16 protein-coding genes are annotated in these 15538 nt (G+C 65.3%); all 16 read right to left on the bottom strand.

Annotated features, from left to right (window positions below; genetic code table 11):
• Positions 1–146 precede the first annotated feature (146 nt).
• The gene (locus ISX93_RS03005) at positions 147–776 is read right to left on the bottom strand and encodes a CoA transferase subunit B (protein WP_195777232.1); all 630 of its coding nucleotides are present in this window, start codon (positions 774–776) and stop codon (positions 147–149) included.
• Between the two features lie 2 nt (positions 777–778).
• Positions 779–1111, bottom strand: a complete 333-nt coding sequence (locus tag ISX93_RS03000) for a hypothetical protein (protein ID WP_195777231.1) — start codon at positions 1109–1111, stop codon at positions 779–781.
• 2 nt (positions 1112–1113) lie between these two features.
• Positions 1114–1809, bottom strand: coding sequence for a CoA transferase subunit A (locus ISX93_RS02995; protein ID WP_195777230.1), 696 nt, complete (start codon positions 1807–1809; stop codon positions 1114–1116).
• Positions 1810–1929: 120 nt separating this feature from the next.
• On the bottom strand, positions 1930–2922 hold the full coding sequence (locus ISX93_RS02990; protein ID WP_195777229.1) for a quinone oxidoreductase family protein: 993 nt from the start codon (positions 2920–2922) through the stop codon (positions 1930–1932).
• A gap of 231 nt (positions 2923–3153) precedes the next feature.
• A complete protein-coding gene (locus ISX93_RS02985; RefSeq protein ID WP_195777228.1) occupies positions 3154–5058 on the bottom strand; it encodes an alpha/beta fold hydrolase in 1905 nt (634 codons plus the stop codon).
• Positions 5059–5071: 13 nt separating this feature from the next.
• Positions 5072–5554 (bottom strand): MaoC family dehydratase, encoded by a 483-nt coding sequence (locus tag ISX93_RS02980; RefSeq protein ID WP_229732030.1) that lies wholly within the window; start codon positions 5552–5554, stop codon positions 5072–5074.
• Positions 5555–5561: 7 nt separating this feature from the next.
• A complete protein-coding gene (phaZ, locus tag ISX93_RS02975; protein WP_374987650.1) occupies positions 5562–6344 on the bottom strand; it encodes a poly(3-hydroxyalkanoate) depolymerase in 783 nt (260 codons plus the stop codon).
• Positions 6345–6559: 215 nt separating this feature from the next.
• Positions 6560–7570 carry a YeiH family protein gene (locus ISX93_RS02970; RefSeq protein ID WP_195777226.1) on the bottom strand — a complete coding sequence of 337 codons (1011 nt, stop codon included), beginning with the start codon at positions 7568–7570 and terminating at the stop codon, positions 6560–6562.
• A 204-nt stretch (positions 7571–7774) separates the two neighbouring features.
• Positions 7775–8110, bottom strand: a complete 336-nt coding sequence (locus ISX93_RS02965) for a Rieske (2Fe-2S) protein (RefSeq protein WP_195777225.1) — start codon at positions 8108–8110, stop codon at positions 7775–7777.
• Complete coding sequence (locus ISX93_RS02960; protein ID WP_195777224.1) at positions 8107–8769, bottom strand: DsbA family oxidoreductase; 663 nt, start codon at positions 8767–8769, stop codon at positions 8107–8109. Before ISX93_RS02960 ends, ISX93_RS02965 begins: the two co-directional genes overlap by 4 nt.
• Complete coding sequence (locus tag ISX93_RS02955; RefSeq protein WP_195777223.1) at positions 8766–10097, bottom strand: MFS transporter; 1332 nt, start codon at positions 10095–10097, stop codon at positions 8766–8768. The genes ISX93_RS02960 and ISX93_RS02955 overlap by 4 nt, the downstream gene beginning before the upstream one ends.
• Positions 10098–10225: 128 nt before the next feature.
• Positions 10226–11275 carry a 3-keto-5-aminohexanoate cleavage protein gene (locus ISX93_RS02950; protein ID WP_195777222.1) on the bottom strand — a complete coding sequence of 350 codons (1050 nt, stop codon included), beginning with the start codon at positions 11273–11275 and terminating at the stop codon, positions 10226–10228.
• A 52-nt stretch (positions 11276–11327) separates the two neighbouring features.
• Positions 11328–12176: a TauD/TfdA dioxygenase family protein gene (locus tag ISX93_RS02945; protein WP_195777221.1), complete on the bottom strand. Its 849-nt coding sequence runs from the start codon at positions 12174–12176 to the stop codon at positions 11328–11330.
• A gap of 11 nt (positions 12177–12187) precedes the next feature.
• Positions 12188–13168 (bottom strand): quinone oxidoreductase family protein, encoded by a 981-nt coding sequence (locus ISX93_RS02940; protein ID WP_195777220.1) that lies wholly within the window; start codon positions 13166–13168, stop codon positions 12188–12190.
• A 285-nt stretch (positions 13169–13453) separates the two neighbouring features.
• Positions 13454–14509 carry a 3-keto-5-aminohexanoate cleavage protein gene (locus ISX93_RS02935; protein ID WP_195777219.1) on the bottom strand — a complete coding sequence of 352 codons (1056 nt, stop codon included), beginning with the start codon at positions 14507–14509 and terminating at the stop codon, positions 13454–13456.
• A 47-nt stretch (positions 14510–14556) separates the two neighbouring features.
• Positions 14557–15405, bottom strand: a complete 849-nt coding sequence (locus tag ISX93_RS02930) for a TauD/TfdA dioxygenase family protein (protein ID WP_195777218.1) — start codon at positions 15403–15405, stop codon at positions 14557–14559.
• Positions 15406–15538: the final 133 nt, after the last annotated feature.

Raw genomic sequence — 15538 nt, 5'->3', positions numbered from 1 at the left:
CGGGAAAATCTCGCGCACGGGGCGCTGGATGTATAAAAGGCGCTGTACTCATAGATGCGTACAGTCCCCTGTAGGAGCCAGCTTGCTGGCGATCCTGACTCGGTGCAAGCATCGCGAGCAAGCTCGCTCCTACACGTGCCGCTGCTTTACCGGTGAATGGCGCAGCCGGTGCTGGCTTGCAGTTCCTCAAAGCTGACATCGGGCGCCAGTTCGACCAGCTGCAGGCCGTGCTTGGTCACATCCAGCACCGCCAGATCGCTGATGATGCGGTTGACCACGCCGACGCCGGTCAGTGGCAGGTCGCAGCGCTCGAGGATCTTGTGCGCGCCGCCCTTGGCCGTGTGCTCCATCAGCACCACCACGCGGCGGACGCCGGCCACCAGGTCCATCGCGCCGCCCATGCCCTTGACCAGCTTGCCGGGGATCATCCAGTTGGCCAGGTCGCCGTGCTCGGAGACCTGCATGGCGCCGAGCAGGGCCAGGTTGATATGGCCGCCGCGGATCATGCCGAAGCTTTCGGCGCTGTCGAAGAAGCTGCTGCCGGGCAGGGTGGTGATGGTCTGCTTGCCGGCGTTGATCAGGTCCGGGTCGATCTCTTCCTCGGTCGGGAACGGGCCGATGCCGAGCAGGCCGTTCTCGCTCTGCAGCCAGACATCCATGCCGGCTGGAATATAGTTGGCGACCAGGGTCGGCAAGCCGATGCCGAGGTTCACATAGAAGCCATCCTGCAGCTCATGGGCGGCGCGTTGCGCCATTTCTTCACGCGACCAGGCCATCTTCAGTGGTCCTCGCGGCTGCTGATCACCAGGCGCTGGGTGTATATGCCCGGCTGGTGCAGATTGCTGCCATCGGCAGCTTCCAGCGGGTTGAGGGCTTTGATGCCGTCGCTCAGCGGATTGCAGAAAGCCAGTCCGAGGGTGCCGGTAAACACCTGGTTATCCGCCAGCGGCAGGATGGCGAGGGTGCGTGCAGCCGCGTCGGGTGTGTTGCCACGCAACTGGTTGCTGCGCTCGTACCAGGCGTTCATGCCATCGGGAACAAAGCTGGCGACCAGTTCGGATGGGCCGGTGCTCAGGTGGACATGGGTGTGGGCTTGCAGAATCGGGGTCATGATCAGTTCCTTACCGTACGCACTTCGATGCGTTTTTCCGGGTTGTTGTTGAGTACCAGGCGTTGCACATAGATGCCGGGCAGGTGAATTTCATCGGCAGAGAGTTCGCCGATCTCGACGATCTCCTCGACCTCGGCGACGCACACCCGACCAGCCTTGGCCGCGGCCGGATTGAAGTTGCGCGCGGTCTTGTTGAACATCAGGTTGCCGGCCTTGTCCGCCTTGGCGCCCTTGATCAGCGCCACGTCGGCGGTCAGCGAGCGCTCCATGACGTACCACTCGCCATCGAACTGGCGGGTTTCCTTGCCTTCGGCGACCAGCGTGCCGTAGCCGGTCCGGGTGTAGAACGCCGGGATGCCGGCGCCGCCGGCGCGCAGCTTCTCGGCCAGGGTGCCTTGCGGGGTGAATTCCAGCTCCAGTTCACCGGACAGGTACTGGCGCTCGAACTCCTTGTTGCCGCCGACATAGGACGAAATCATCTTTTTGATCTGCCGGGTGTGCAGCAGCTGGCCGAGGCCGAAATCGTCGACGCCGCAGTTGTTGCTGATGATGGTGAGGTCGGTCTTGCCGGTGTCCTTCAGCGCGTCGATAAGGGCTTCGGGAATGCCGCACAGGCCAAAGCCGCCGACGGCCAGGGTCATGTCATCCGCCACCAGCCCTTCAAGGGCTGTCTGGGCGTCGGGGTAAAGCTTGTTCATGCATTTCTCCGGTTGATGTGCACGGGGCGGCAGCGGCACGCGCTGGTCGTGTCGGTGCCGCGGGTTGAGCGGTGGTGGCTGCACGGCCTGGCGATGGCCGTGCGGTTTGAGCCGCTTGGCTCAGATCACGAAGATCGACGAGCCGGTGGTCTTGCGCGCTTCCAGGTCGCGGTGCGCCTGCACGGCGTCTTCCAGGGCATAGCGCTGGTTGATCTCGATCTTGATCCGGCCGCTGAGGACGTGGTCAAACAGCTCCCCGGCCAGGGCGGCCTTGTCGGCCGGGTCGGCCAGGTAATCCGCCAGGGCCGGACGGGTCAGGAACAGCGAGCCCTTGAACGCCAGGATCTGCGGGTTGAACGGCTCGATCTGGCCGGAAGCGGTACCGACACAGACCATCAGGCCGCGGCGCTTGAGCGAGTCGAGCGAGCCCATGAAGGTGGTCTTGCCGACACTGTCGAAGACCACGTCGACGCCGACGCCATCAGTCAGTTCGCGCACGCGCTTGGGGATGTCCTCGTGGCTGTAGTTGATCACGTGGTCGCAACCGTGGGCGCGCGCCAGTTCGGCCTTGGCCTCGCTCGACACGCTGCCGATCACCGTCAGCCCGAGCAGCTTGGCCCATTGCGAGAGGATCAGGCCGACGCCGCCGGCCGCGGCGTGCAGCAGGATGGTGTCGCCGGGCTGGAAGGGGTGAATGCGGCGCAGCAGGTAGGCGCTGGTGAGGCCGCGAATGGTCATGGCGGCGGCAGTCTGCGAGTCGATGCCTTGCGGCAGCTTGATCAGCGGCGCTGCGTTGATCAGGCGCTCCGTGCTGTAGGCGCCGAGGGTGTCGAGGTAGCCGGTGTAGCTGACCCGGTCGCCGACCGCAAGGTTGTCCACGCCTGCGCCGAGGGCCTCGATCACCCCGGCGGCTTCCACGCCGATGCCCGCACCGATACCGGCAGGCAGCGGGATCGGGTAGGTGCCGTTGCGGAAATAGGTGTCGGCATAATTGAGGCCGATCGCCTCATGGCGCAGACGCACCTGGCCCGGGCCGGGCTGGCCGACTTCGACCTCTTCCAGACGCATGACGTCTGGTGCACCGATTTCATAGAAGCGCACGGCCTTGGCCATTGATTGTCTCCACTGGGTGTGAATCATTGGGTGCGGCGGACGCCGTCTTCAACAGGTAGCGACTGTAGGTTACCGCAGTGCCGCGTGCTTCTCATCAGGTGACAGCGGCTTTTCATTACATGACAGACTGACGCCGATGTAGGGTGGGGTGGTGTAGGGGCGGGCTTGCTCGCGATCAGCGGTATTTAGGCAAGATCGCGAGCAAGCTCGCTCCTACAGAGCCGCCCTCGCTTATTCCAGCACGTAGGTGCCGGGGGCGGCGCACAGCGCGGGGTGGCGGCGCGAGCCGGCTTTCTTCGGGGCGTCCTTTTCGGCGCCTGAGCGCTGCTGGATCCAGCTGCGCCAGTGCGGCCACCAGCTGCCTTCGCGCTGCTCACCGGCGCTCTCCAGCCATTTGCGCGGGTCGCCCTGCTTGGCCGTGCCGGCGTAGTAGAAGGATTTCTTGCCGCCCGGCGGATTGATGAAGCACTGCAGGTGGCCGGCATTGGCCAGCACGAAGGTGCTGTCCTCGCCGAGCAGCCGCGCGGTGCCGTAGCAGCCCTTCCACGGGGTGATGTGGTCGGTGGTGCCGGCGATCACGTAGGCCCCGACCTTGACCTTGCGCATGTCGATCCACTCGCCGGCGACCTGCATGCTGTCGGGGTTGATGAAGGGGTTGAGTTCCACCAGGTCGAGGTAGTCCGCGTGCAGTTGCGCCGGCAGGTTGGTGGTGTCGGCATTCCAGGCGAGGATGTCGAAGGCCGGCGGCTTGTTGCCGAGCAGGTAGTTGTTGACCCAGTAGTTCCAGATCAGGTCGTTGGGGCGCATCCAGGCGAACATGCGCGCCATTTCCTCGCCGGTGAGCACGCCGTTGCGCCGCGATTGCGCGCGGGCCGCATGCAGCGTCTGGGTGGTGGTGAACAGGCCGAGGGTGGTGCCATCCAGCGAGGCACTGGTGTTGAGCACGCAGACCGCCCAGCTGGTGTTGGCGACTTTCCGGATGTCGTTGCGCGCGGCCAGCCAGCCCAGGTAGGCGGCCAGGGTCATGCCGCCGGAACAGGAACCCCACATGTTCACGTCCGCACTGCCGGTGATCTCGCGCGCCACCTCGACCGCCTGGTCGAGGCACAGCACGTATTCGGACAAGCCCCAGTGGCGGTGCTCGGCGGTGGGGTTGCGCCAGCTGATGACGAACAGCTGCACGCCGCTGTCCTGGATCCACTTGATCAGGCTCTTCTCCGGCGACAGGTCGACGGCGTAGTACTTGTTGATCTGCGGTGGCGACATCACCAGCGGCCGGCCATAGACCTTGGCGGTGGTGGGGGCGTACTGCAGCAGTTCGAACATCTCGTTGCGGAACACCACCTCGCCCTTGGCGGTGGCGATGTTCTCGCCGAGCTTGAAGCCCGAACTGTCCACCTGGCTGGGCAGTCCCTTGTTGGCGCGCACATCCTGCACGAACTGCTGGACGCCGGTGACCAGGTTCTGGCCACCGGTGTCGATGATCTTGCGCAGTGCCAGCGGGTTGAACAGCGGGTTGTTGTTCGGCGACAGGGCGTCCATCACCAGCGCGGCGATGAATTGCGCGCGGCCCTTGGCCATGCTGTCGAGGCCGGATTCGTCGATAAAGCGCTTCAGCTCGTCGTTGCTGGCCAGATAGCCCTGCATGATCCGGTGCAGGAGGAAATTGCCCTGCCAGGCCGGGTCGGCAAAGCGCTTGTCGCGCGGGTGGGGGGCGATCTCGGAGTCGCCCTTGACGATCCGGGCCAGGGACTTGCCGTAGCTGAGCAAGTGCCCGCCAGCCTTCTTCGGCGCCTTGCGCACGGCCTGCAGCAAACTGCCAGCGGCGCTGGCCACGTCGGCGGCGCGCAGGCCGATCAGCGGGTTGGCGGCCAGGGTGTGATTGGCCACATCGGCCACCAGATCGACAGCCTGCGCGGTGCGCGCCATGGCCTTGCCTTCACGCGGCGCGGCCGCCGTCGCCGGTCGGCGCTTCTGGCGGGTGCTGCTGACGGCCTTGCTGGCCGCCGGCTGGGCGGCAGGCCTGGCTGTGCTAGCCGGCGGGCGCTTGGCGCGGCTGGCGGGCTTGGCCTTGGCCGGGCGGGCGCCGGGCGGCGGCGCGGAGTCGGTCGGGACGGGGGTGGCTGTCTGTTGCATGCAAATTTCCTCTTCAGACGCTGAGCAACACGAGGTTCTGCGCGGTCAGTGCCGGCTTGCCCTCACCTTCGATTTCGAAACTGTTCTGGGTGGTCACCATCCAGCGCCCGCGACCGCGGTCTTGCACCGCGAGCAGGGTGATGCAGTTGCGCACCCGCTTGCCGGCCTTTACCGGGGCGATGAAACGCACCTGCTCGAGGCCGTAGTTGATGGCCTGGCGCACCTGCAACGGGTCGATCAGTACTTCGAACAGGGTAGGTGCGATCAGCGCCAGGCTGAGGAAGCCATGGCCGATGGTGCCGCCGAAGGGGCCTTCGCTGGCCGCGCGGGCGGGGTCGACATGGATCCACTGGTGGTCGTCGGTGGCTTTGGCGAAGTCATCGATACGGCCCTGGTCGATGCTGATCCAGTCCGATTTGCCGAGCTCTTCGCCGATGCGCAGGGCGAGGGCGGCCAGTTTCTCTGCCGGGCTGATGGTGGGGCTGCTGTTGGTCATGGTTTTCTCAGGGTTGCTGCAAAAATGTATGCACCGCCGCCGCAGAGGCTTCGGCTTCGGTGACCAGGAACAGGTGGCCGCAATGGCTGTGCCAGAGCTGGGCGTTGGGCATCAGCACGTGCATCAGCCGGCCGTTGGCCGGCGGGGTGATCGGGTCATCCTCGCCGACCATGATCAGCGTCGGTTGCTGGAGCTTGTGCAGCCAGGGCAGGCTGCTCCAGCCGGAGAGGGCGAACAGCTGCAGGTAGTAGCCCAGCCGGGACTGCCAGCGTACATGCTGGAAATGCTCGCGGCCGAGGTTGGGGTTGCGGCGGAAGGCCCCGCCGTAGATGTCGCCGACGATACGCCGCGCGTACTCGGCGTCGAAGTAGCGGCGCGGCGTGGACATTTTCAGGATGGTGCTCAGCTTGCCGGGAAACATGATCACCCCCGGCGTGGTGGCGGCCAGGATCAGCTTGCGGCACTGGCGCGGGTAGTTGCGGGCGAACTGCTGGGCCAGCGTGCCGCCCCAGGAAATGCCCAGCACATCGACCTGCAGGTGGCCCAGTTGCTGCAGCAGCAGGTGCGCCAGGCGGGCGATGCCGGACAGGCGGTAGGGGCGCGCAGGCATCGGCGAGTGGCCGACCCCGGGAATGTCGAAGGTGATCACGGTGCGCTCGGGCAGGGCATCGACAAACGGTTGCAGCAGCTCGGCATTGCCGCCGATGCCGTTGAACAGCAACAGCGGGATGCCGCCCTTGCGGCTGTGGCGGATACCGACGCGCAGGCGCTGGTTGCCGACCTTGATCATTTCAAACAGAAAGCCTTTCACCGCCGGCGGTTTGGGTTCCCGCGACAATGCCCTGGTGGTGGTGCTCGAACTGGCCATGTCGGTGTTTCTCCTGGTATCGCGGTAGCTCCCGGCCTCCGCTGACGAATATTGGCGCGCACTGGCTGGCAGGCTGTTGCCAGGCCTGGATTGGCCTGGCTTGTCTGTTTATCGCATTGGGGTGGCCAGCGCCAGCATCACAGCCACCAGCGCAGGGCGGCCAGCACCAGCAGCATGAGGAACAGGGTTTCGCCGAACATCAGCAGGATCGGCTTGATTCCCACGGCGGCCAGTTCCTTGAGCTGGGTCTTCATGCCCAGCGCGCTGATGGCGATCACCAGGAACCAGCGTGACAGTTCGTTGCCCGTCGTCTGCACCAGCGCCGGCACCAGCCCGGTGCTGTTGATGCTGGCCAGCACGATGAAGCCAACGGCGAACCAGGGCAGCAGTGGCGGGCGTTTGTCGCCGGCCGCGGCACCGCGCATGCGGGTGATCATGGCGGCGCAGAGGATCACCGGCAGGAGCATGGCCACGCGCAGCAGCTTGACCACCGTGGCGGTATCGCCGGTCTCCGGCGACATGCTGTAGCCGGCACCAACCACCTGGGCCACGTCATGGATGGTGGCGCCGAGGAAGATCCCGGCCTCGCTGGCCGAGAGGCCGAAGAAGTTGGCGATCATCGGGTAGCTGATCATCGCCAGGGTCGACAGCGCGGACACGCCGATCACGGTGAACAGGGTGGCCTTTTCCTTGCCGGGATGGCCGGGCAGGGCGGCGGAGATGGCCATCGCCGCGGAGGCTCCGCAGATTGCCGTGGCGCCGCCGCTGAGCAGGCCGAACAGGCTCTGGAAGCCCATCAGGCGCGCCACCAGCATGGACAGCAGAATGGTCGCGGCCACCGAGACGATGATCAGCGCCACCGGCTCCCAGCCCAGCGCGGCGATCTGCCCGAGGGTGATGCGCATGCCCAGCAGGGCCACGCCAATGCGCAGCACTTCGCGGGCGGTGAACTCGATGCCGGGCTTGCACTTGCTGTCGCCGGAGAGAAAGTTCAGCGCCATGCCCAGCAGCAGGGCGAACAGCATCACCGGCGCGCCGTAGTGCTCGGAGAGAAAGGTCGCCGCCGCAGCGACTATCAGGCTGACGATGAAGCCGGGCAACAGTTCGCGGCCACGGCTGTTAAGTGCGGTGAAGGCAGTGGCACTCATTGGGCAGACTCCTGGGATGAACTGATGGGGTCGGGCTGAAAACCATCAGAGCATCTGTTGGTTGAATATATTATCAAGATCAAAATTGAACACAAGTGTTCATTTGTGAGTTGGGTTGCCAGTATCACCGCTCTGAACATGCTCAGGAGCTGGGCAGGCTTTGCCCCGCCAGCGGAGCGCTCGACGCGCTGCAAGCAGTGGCGCTCATTGGGCGGACTCCCGGCTGGGGCGGTCGGGAAGCAGGATGAAGGTCCTGCCTTCGGTGATGTCCAGCGGATAGGCGGCAACACCGAAGTTGGTCACGTTGGGCATGCAACCGCTGGCCAGGTCGAAGCGCAGGCCGTGGGCGCGACACTGGATGATGCGGCCCTGCAGGTCACCGCCGAGCAGTGAAGCGCCCTGGTGCGGGCAGCTGTCATCGATGGCAAACAGGCTGCCGTCGACGTTGAACAGCGCCAGGTGCTTGTCCTCGATCTGCAGGGCGGCGCGCGCCCCGCTGGCCGGCAGCTGGCCGGCCGGGATCTCGATACGGCGGGTCATGCCGGGCTCCCCTGCGGTGCCTGTTCGATGGCGCGCAGCAGGGCGCCGAGCAGCACTTCCGGCGGCTGCGCCCCGGACAGCGCCAGGCGCTGGTTGATCACGAAGGTCGGCACGCCGCCGCTGCTGTGGGCCCCCGGGCCGTAGAACGGGGAGCCGTCGCCGCGCAGGGAATTGGCCAGTTGTGCGGCCGGGTAGCCGCACTCGGCGGCAATCTGCAGCAGGGTGGCGCTGTCGCCGAGGTCTTCGCCACGCATGAAGTAGGCAGCGAACAAGCGTTCCAGCAATGCATCCAGCTGCGCGGCGCTGCCCAGCGCGCTGGCGTGGACCAGCAGGCGATGGGCATCGGCGCTGTTGGGCATGCGCGGGATGCGTTGCAGGTCGATGTCCAGTCCGGCGCGGGCGGCGGCAGCCTGCACCTGGGCCTGGCGCTGGCGCACCGCTTGCGTGCTGCCCAGGCGGTTCAGGTAGAACTCGGCAAAGGGCACGCCGCTGGCGGGCAGGTCGGGCAGCAACTGCACGCCGATCCAGTCCAGCTCAACGGGCGTCTGCGGCTGCTGACGGGCCAGCAGTTGCAGGGCCTGACTCAGATTGCGCTTGCCGATCAGGCACCACGGGCAGATGAAGTCGAAGTACACGCTGATGTGCAGCGGACGGTTCACGATTGCACCTCCACCAGGGCTTCCGTGGCTTTTTCGGTAACGCCAGCGCCATTCAGGCGGGCCATGTCGTTGTGGTAGTGCCGCTTGGCGTAGAAGAACACCGCCGCCGAGGCAATGCTGATCAGCGGCACCAGCTGGAAGGCTGCATCCAGGCCGATGATGTCCGACACCCGGCCGGTGATGTACGGCCCCGGGGCCAGCCCCAGCAGGTTGTTGGCCAGGGTCAGGGTGGCGAAGGCGGTGCCGTGCACCTTGTAGTGGGTCAGGTTGGCCACCATGGCGCCGGCCGGGCCGGAGGTGCCGGCCGCGATCAGCATGCCCAGGCAGATCAGTACCAGCTGCGGCATGCCGAACGGCAGGGCAAAGGCCAGCGACAGCAGCAGGCAGCTGCCCAGGCAGTAGGCGATGGCCAGGCTGATCTTGCGGTCGGGCCGGTTGCGGCACATACGGTCGCTGAGCATGCCGCACAGCACCATGCCGGCGCCGCTACACAGCACGATGATCGCGGCCACCGCGCCGGCCTTGTCGGTTGGCATGTGGTAGAAGCGGTTCAGGTAGCTGGGCATCCAGACGATCACCGTGCCACCAACGAATAGCTGCAGACCGCTGCCGACGTAGGCGGACAGCACCGAACGGCTGGAATAGAGGGTGCGCAACGGCCGGCTGAGCTTGTCGGCGGCGATACTGGCGGCGTTGACCACGTGCTTTTGCGCAATCCGTGATTCCCTGACCACCACCGGATACAGCGCCGACAGCACTAGGCCGAAGATCGCCATGCCGGCAAACGCCCAGCGCCAGCCCAGCCATTCGGCCAGCAGGCCGCCGGTGGCCATGCCCAGCACCGAGCCGAACATGCCGCCGGAGATGAAGGCCCCGGAGAGGGTGGCGCGCATGTTGCGCGGAAACACCGACACCACCACGGCGATGCCGACACTGCCGTAGGCAGCCTCACCGACACCGACCAGGAAGCGTGCGACGAACATCTGCTGATAGTTCTCCGCCAGCGCACAACCGAGTGTGGCCAGGCTCCAGAGGAAGGCCATCAGCGCCAGGCTGCGGACCCGGCCGAAACGGTCGGCGAGCAGCGACAGTGGGAAGGTCAGCAGGCCGACCATCAGCGCGACGATGCCGCTGAGCAGGCCCAGCTGGCTGTCGGTCAGCGCCCATTCGCCCTTGAGCATGGGAAACACGGCATTGAGCACTTGCCGCGACATGTAGTCGGAAATCAGCAGACCAAAGGTCAGCGCAAAGACGATCCAGGCGTAACTGCGGGGAATGCCGATGGACGTATCGACTTCGTCATTCGCCGTGCTGTGGTGATAGGCCATGCTGCCTCCTGGTTGTCTTCACGCTGTATCGGGTCAGTCATGCAGGGTGGGCTTCAGCCCACCAACGGCGCTGGCTGATATCGGTGGGCTGAAGCCCACCCTACGCCCACCCTACGCCTGCGGGTGAATCATTTGCGCAGGAAGCCCTGCTGGCCGCCCTTCGGGTTCGGGGCGAAGCCGTTGGCGGCCAGGGTTTCTTCGACCGTGTTGTAGAACACACCGATCTTGAGGATTTCCCGGGCTTCCTTGCCGTTGGCAACCGGACGGCCGATTTCTTTGGCGATGCGCACCAACTGCTCGATCTGCTCGACGGAGGTCATCTTGCGCGAACGATCCTGGGTCCAGATGTTGTCCTCGATGCCGCAGCGCACATGCAGGCCCATCGCCATGCCCATCAGGTTGATCGGCAGGGTGTTGAGCATGGTGCTTTCCACCGTCAGCATGGTGCCGTCGGGGATGGCGCGCAGGAAGTTGGCCATGCTGTAGATATGCGGCTGGTCCATGCCACCGCCAATTGCCACCCAGTTGCACACCAGCGGCCCCTTGTAGACGCCGCGACGGATCAGGCGCTCCACCGACTCGTAGCTGTTGATGTTGTAGAACTGGAAGGCACTCTGGATACCGGCAGCGCTGAGGCGCTTGACGTGCTCCTCGATGAAGCCGGGGCCGGAGGGTACGATCATCTCGCGGTAGGCTTCGTAGGTGTCGCCGCCCATGGAGGTGCCGGCGTAGTCGCGCACATCCATCTGCTCGATGACGTTCATCTGCGTGGTGTTCACCGTCACCGTGACCTGGTCGGGCTTGGGATCGAGTTCGGCGAGCATGTGCCGGGTATCGTCATGCAGCCACTTCGCCGCCGCGCCGTCTTCCGGAGGCGCGAAGGAGATGGAGCCGCCGACCTGGATGATCATGTCCGGCACCGCCTGGCGCACGCCGGCGATCAGCTCGTTGAACTTCTCCAGGCGCTTGGAGCCCTTGCCGTCCAGCTCGCGCACATGCAGGTGAAGTACCGAGGCGCCGGCTGCGTAGCAGTCGACGGCCTTCTGGATCTGCTCCTCCATGGTCACCGCGATGTCTTCCGGGTAGTCGGAGGGGAACCATTCAGGGCCGTAGGGGGCGGCGGTGATGACCAGCTTGTCCTGGTTTTCGGGGAAGAGCGCGCCGTCGAGAAAATTCATGTCTGTTACCTCAAAAAAGTGAAAGTGAGCGGTTCAACTAGGGTGCTTTGACTCAGTAGGGCTTGTCGCCAACGATCCCGGCGCGTTCCATCTTGCGATGGCAGGGCGGGTAGTCCATCACCGCGTAGTGCTGGGTGCAGCGGTTGTCCCAGATGGCGATGCTGTTCGGCTTCCAGCGCCAGCGCACCTGGTATTCGGGGATGTACGCCTGGCTGATCAGGTAGCGCAGCAGGTCTGAACCGCCGGGGTTGGCGTCCTGGCCGAAACGCACCCGCTCCGGGGTGTGGAAGTTGCTGAAGTGGGTGGTGAAGGCATTGACGTAGAGGATCTTCTCGCCGGTGTCCGGATGGGTGCGCACCACCGGGTGCTCGGCGTCCGGATACTGCGCCTTGAGCGCCAGGCGTTTGTCGATCGGCATCACCGCGCCGAAGCTGGCCTCGATGCTGTGCCGCGCACGCAACCCCTCGATCTGTTGCTTGATGTGCTCGGGCAGACGCTCGTAGGCCACCACCATATTGGCCCACATGGTGTCGCCACCGACCGGCGGGCACTCCACGCAGCGCAGCACGCAGCCGAACGGCGGTGCCTCGCGCCAGCTGGCATCGGAGTGCCAGGCGTTCTCGTAGCGGTCGATCGGGCTGTCGGGGTTCTTGTAGATCTGCACCAGGCCCGGGTAGTCCGGGTGGCTGCCGGCCACCGGATGGCTTTCCAGCTGGCCGAAACGCTCGGCGAAGGCCACATGCTCGCCGCGGGTGATGTCCTGGTCGCGCAGGAACAGCACCTTGTGCTGGAGCAGCAGGCTGCGGATCTCGCTGAACAGGCCGTCATCGTGGATGGCGTCGGCGATGTTGATGCCGCTCAGCTCGGCGCCGATGTTGCAGGTGAGTTGTTCGACGTGCATGGCAAACCCCCTCAGATGACGAAGATCGACGAGCCGGTGGTCTTGCGCGCTTCCAGATCGCGGTGCGCCTGCACCGCGTCTTCCAGCGCGTAGCGCTGGTTGATCTCGATCTTGATGCGGCCGGCGGCGACGTGGCCGAAGATCTCGTCGGCCAGGGCGGTCTTCTCGGCCGGGTCGGCGATGTAGTCGGCCAGCGCCGGGCGGGTCAGGTAGAGCGAGCCTTTCATCGCCAGGATCTGCGGGTTGAACCCTTCGATCGGGCCGGAGGCGGTGCCGACACAGACCATCAGGCCGCGGCGCTTGAGCGAATCCAGCGAGCCGAGGAAGGTGTCCTTGCCGACGCTGTCGAACACCACGTTGACGCCGACGCCATCGGTCAGTTCACGCACGCGCTGGGCGACGTCTTCATGGCTGTAGTTGATCGTGTGGGCGCAACCATGGGCGCGCGCCGCTGCGGCCTTGGCCTCGCTGGACACGGTGCCGATCACGTTCAGGCCGAGCAGCTTGGCCCACTGCGACACGATCAGACCGACACCGCCGGCGGCGGCGTGCAGCAGAATGCTGTCGCCGGGCTTGAAGTCATAGATGCGCCGCATCAGGTAAGCCGAAGTCAGGCCGCGCATGGTCATGGCCGCGGCGGTGGCGCAGTCGATGCCGGCGGGCAGCTTGATCAGCGGCGCGGCGGCGATCAGGCGTTCGCTCGAGTAGGCGCCGAGGGTGTTGATGAAGCCGGTGTAGCTGACCTTGTCGCCGACCGCGACGTTGCTCACGCCTTCGCCGATGGCTTCGACCACGCCGGCGGCTTCCACGCCCATGCCGTTCGGCAGCGGGATCGGGTAGGTGCCGTTACGGAAGTAGGTGTCGGCGAAGTTCAGGCCGACCGCCTCGTGGCGCAGGCGGACCTGGCCGGGGCCGGGCTGGCCGACGTCGACCTCTTCGAGGCGCAGAACTTCGGGACCACCTGTTTCGTAGAAGCGTACGGCTTTGGCCATGCCTGTTCTCCAGTGTGCTGATCAGTCGTCGTGGTAGCCGGGTGGTTACCATCGTGGGTGAGATGACTTTAGGTCAGCAGGACTGGCCATGCTTCACATCGCACGACATCGACTTTTCATTACATGACAGGCGGGCGGATGTTCAGCCGTAAAGATTGCGTAGGGTGGGTTAGCCGCAAAGCGGCGTAACCCAGCATCGCTGCCGAAAGATATCGGCAGCGACCAGCCTGACGGCTGGTTGGTGGGTTACGGCCGGCGGCCTAACCCACCCTACGTGTGCTGGCGTCAGGCGTGCTGGAGGAAACCTACTTGCCCAGGCACGCGGTTTGGCGCAAAGCCGTTCTTCGCCAGGGTCTCGTCGGCGTCCTTGTAGAAGGTGCCGATCTTGTAGATCTGCCGGGCTTCATCGCCGTTGGCCACGTCGCGGCCGAACTCGCGGGCGATACGCACCAGTTGCTCGATCTGCGCCACGGTGCCCATCTTGGCGGTCTGCTTCTGGTTCCAGATGTTGTCCTCGATGCCGCAGCGCACGTGCAGGCCGAGCGCGATGGCTTGCATGTTCAGCGGCAGTACGTTGCGCATGCTGGTTTCCAGGGTCAGCACCGAGCCGTCCGGGCAGCCGCGCACGAAGTTGGCCAGGTTGTAGAGGTTCGGCGCATCGAAGCCGCCACCGATGGCCACCCAGGTGAGGATCAGCGGCACGTTGCACACGCCGCGGCGCATCATGCGCTCGACGGTTTCCAGCTGGTTGATGCTGGCGAGCTGGAAGTGCGTCTGGATCTTGTTGGCACTCAGGCGCTTGATGTGTTCCTCGACCCAGGCCGGGCCGGCCGGGATGGTCATCTCGCGGTAGGCGTGCATCAGCGCCGGGTCGGCCAGCGAGGTGCCGGCGACATCCTTGGCGGTCATCTGCTCGCAGACGTTCATCTGGTTGGTGTTGATGGCAATGGTCACCTGGTCCGGGGTCGGCTTCAGCTCGGCGAGCATGTGCCGGGTGTCATCGGACAGCCACTTGGCGGCATCCCCTTCGCTTTCCGGCGCGAAGGAGATCGAGCCGCCGACCTGCAGCACCATGCCCGGGCAGGCGGCGCGGATGCCGGCGAGCAGTTCGTTGAACTTGGACAGGCGCTTGGAGCCCTTGCCGTCGGCTTCGCGGACGTGCACATGGAGCACGGTGGCGCCGGCGTTGTAGCAGTCAACCGCCTTCTGGATCTGGGCTTCCATGCTGACCGGAATGTCTTCCGGGAAATCTTCGGGCATCCATTCCGGGCCATAGGGGGCGGCGGTGATGACCAGTTTCTGCATGTTTTCGACAAACAGTGAACCATCGTTGAAGTTCATGGCGTATTCCTCGGGATGAAGTAGGGGGTGGTGTGGGCGTTGCAGGTTCAGAAGGGCTGGTCGCCGATGATCGCGGCGCGTTCCATCTTGCGGTGGCAGGCCGGGTAATCCATCACGGCGTAGTGCTGGGTGCTGCGGTTGTCCCAGATCGCCATGCTGTTGGGTTGCCAGCGCCAGCGCACCTGGTACTCCGGAATGAACGCCTGGCTGACCAGCAAGCGCAGCAGGTCGTTGGCGCCGGGGTTGGCGTCCTGGCCGAAGCGCACCTGCGCCGGGGTGTGGTAGTTGGTGAAGTGGGTGGTGAAGGCGTTGACGTAGAGAATCTTCTCGCCGGTGTCCGGGTGGGTGCGCACCACCGGGTGCTCGGCGTCCGGGTACTGCACCTTCATCGCCAGGCGCTTGTCGAGCGGCATGGCCGCGGCGAAGGACGACTCGAAACTGTGGTTGGCGCGCAGGTCGGCGATCTGCAGTTTGATTGCCTCTGGCAGGCGCTCGTAGGCCAGCGCCATATTGGCCCACATGGTATCGCCGCCCACCGGCGGGCATTCCACGCAGCGCAGCACGCAGCCCATGGCTGGCGTTGCACGCCAGCTGCCGTCGCTGTGCCAGGCGTTTTCGTAGCGGTCGATCGGCTGATCGGGGCGCTTGTAGATCTGCACCAGACCGGGCGCCTCCGGGTGGCTGGGGGCCATCGGGTGGTCTTCCAGCTGGCCGAGGCGGGAAGCGAAGGCCACGTGATCCGGCCGCGAGAGGTCCTGGTCGCGCAGGAACAGCACCTTGTGCTCCAGCAGCAGGGCCTTGATTTCATGGAACAGGCCATCGTCATGGACGGCCTTGGCGAGGTCGAGGCCGCTCAGTTCGGCTCCGATGCTGCAGGTCAGTTGTTCGACGCGCATGTTGTTGTTTTCCTCAGTGCTAGCCAGTGTTCTGCAGGGCATCCTGGGCGCCGGGCGCCAAGAGCCATTGCGGTAGGACCGTGTCGGGTCTGGAGTGAATTTATGGCCGCTGGCGTGGATCAACTTCGCAATA

Source organism: Pseudomonas sp. N040 (genome assembly GCF_015637705.1).
Lineage (GTDB): Bacteria > Pseudomonadota > Gammaproteobacteria > Pseudomonadales > Pseudomonadaceae > Aquipseudomonas.
Note: the sequence above shows the minus strand (reverse complement) of the source record. Positions and strands in the feature narration are given on the sequence as shown.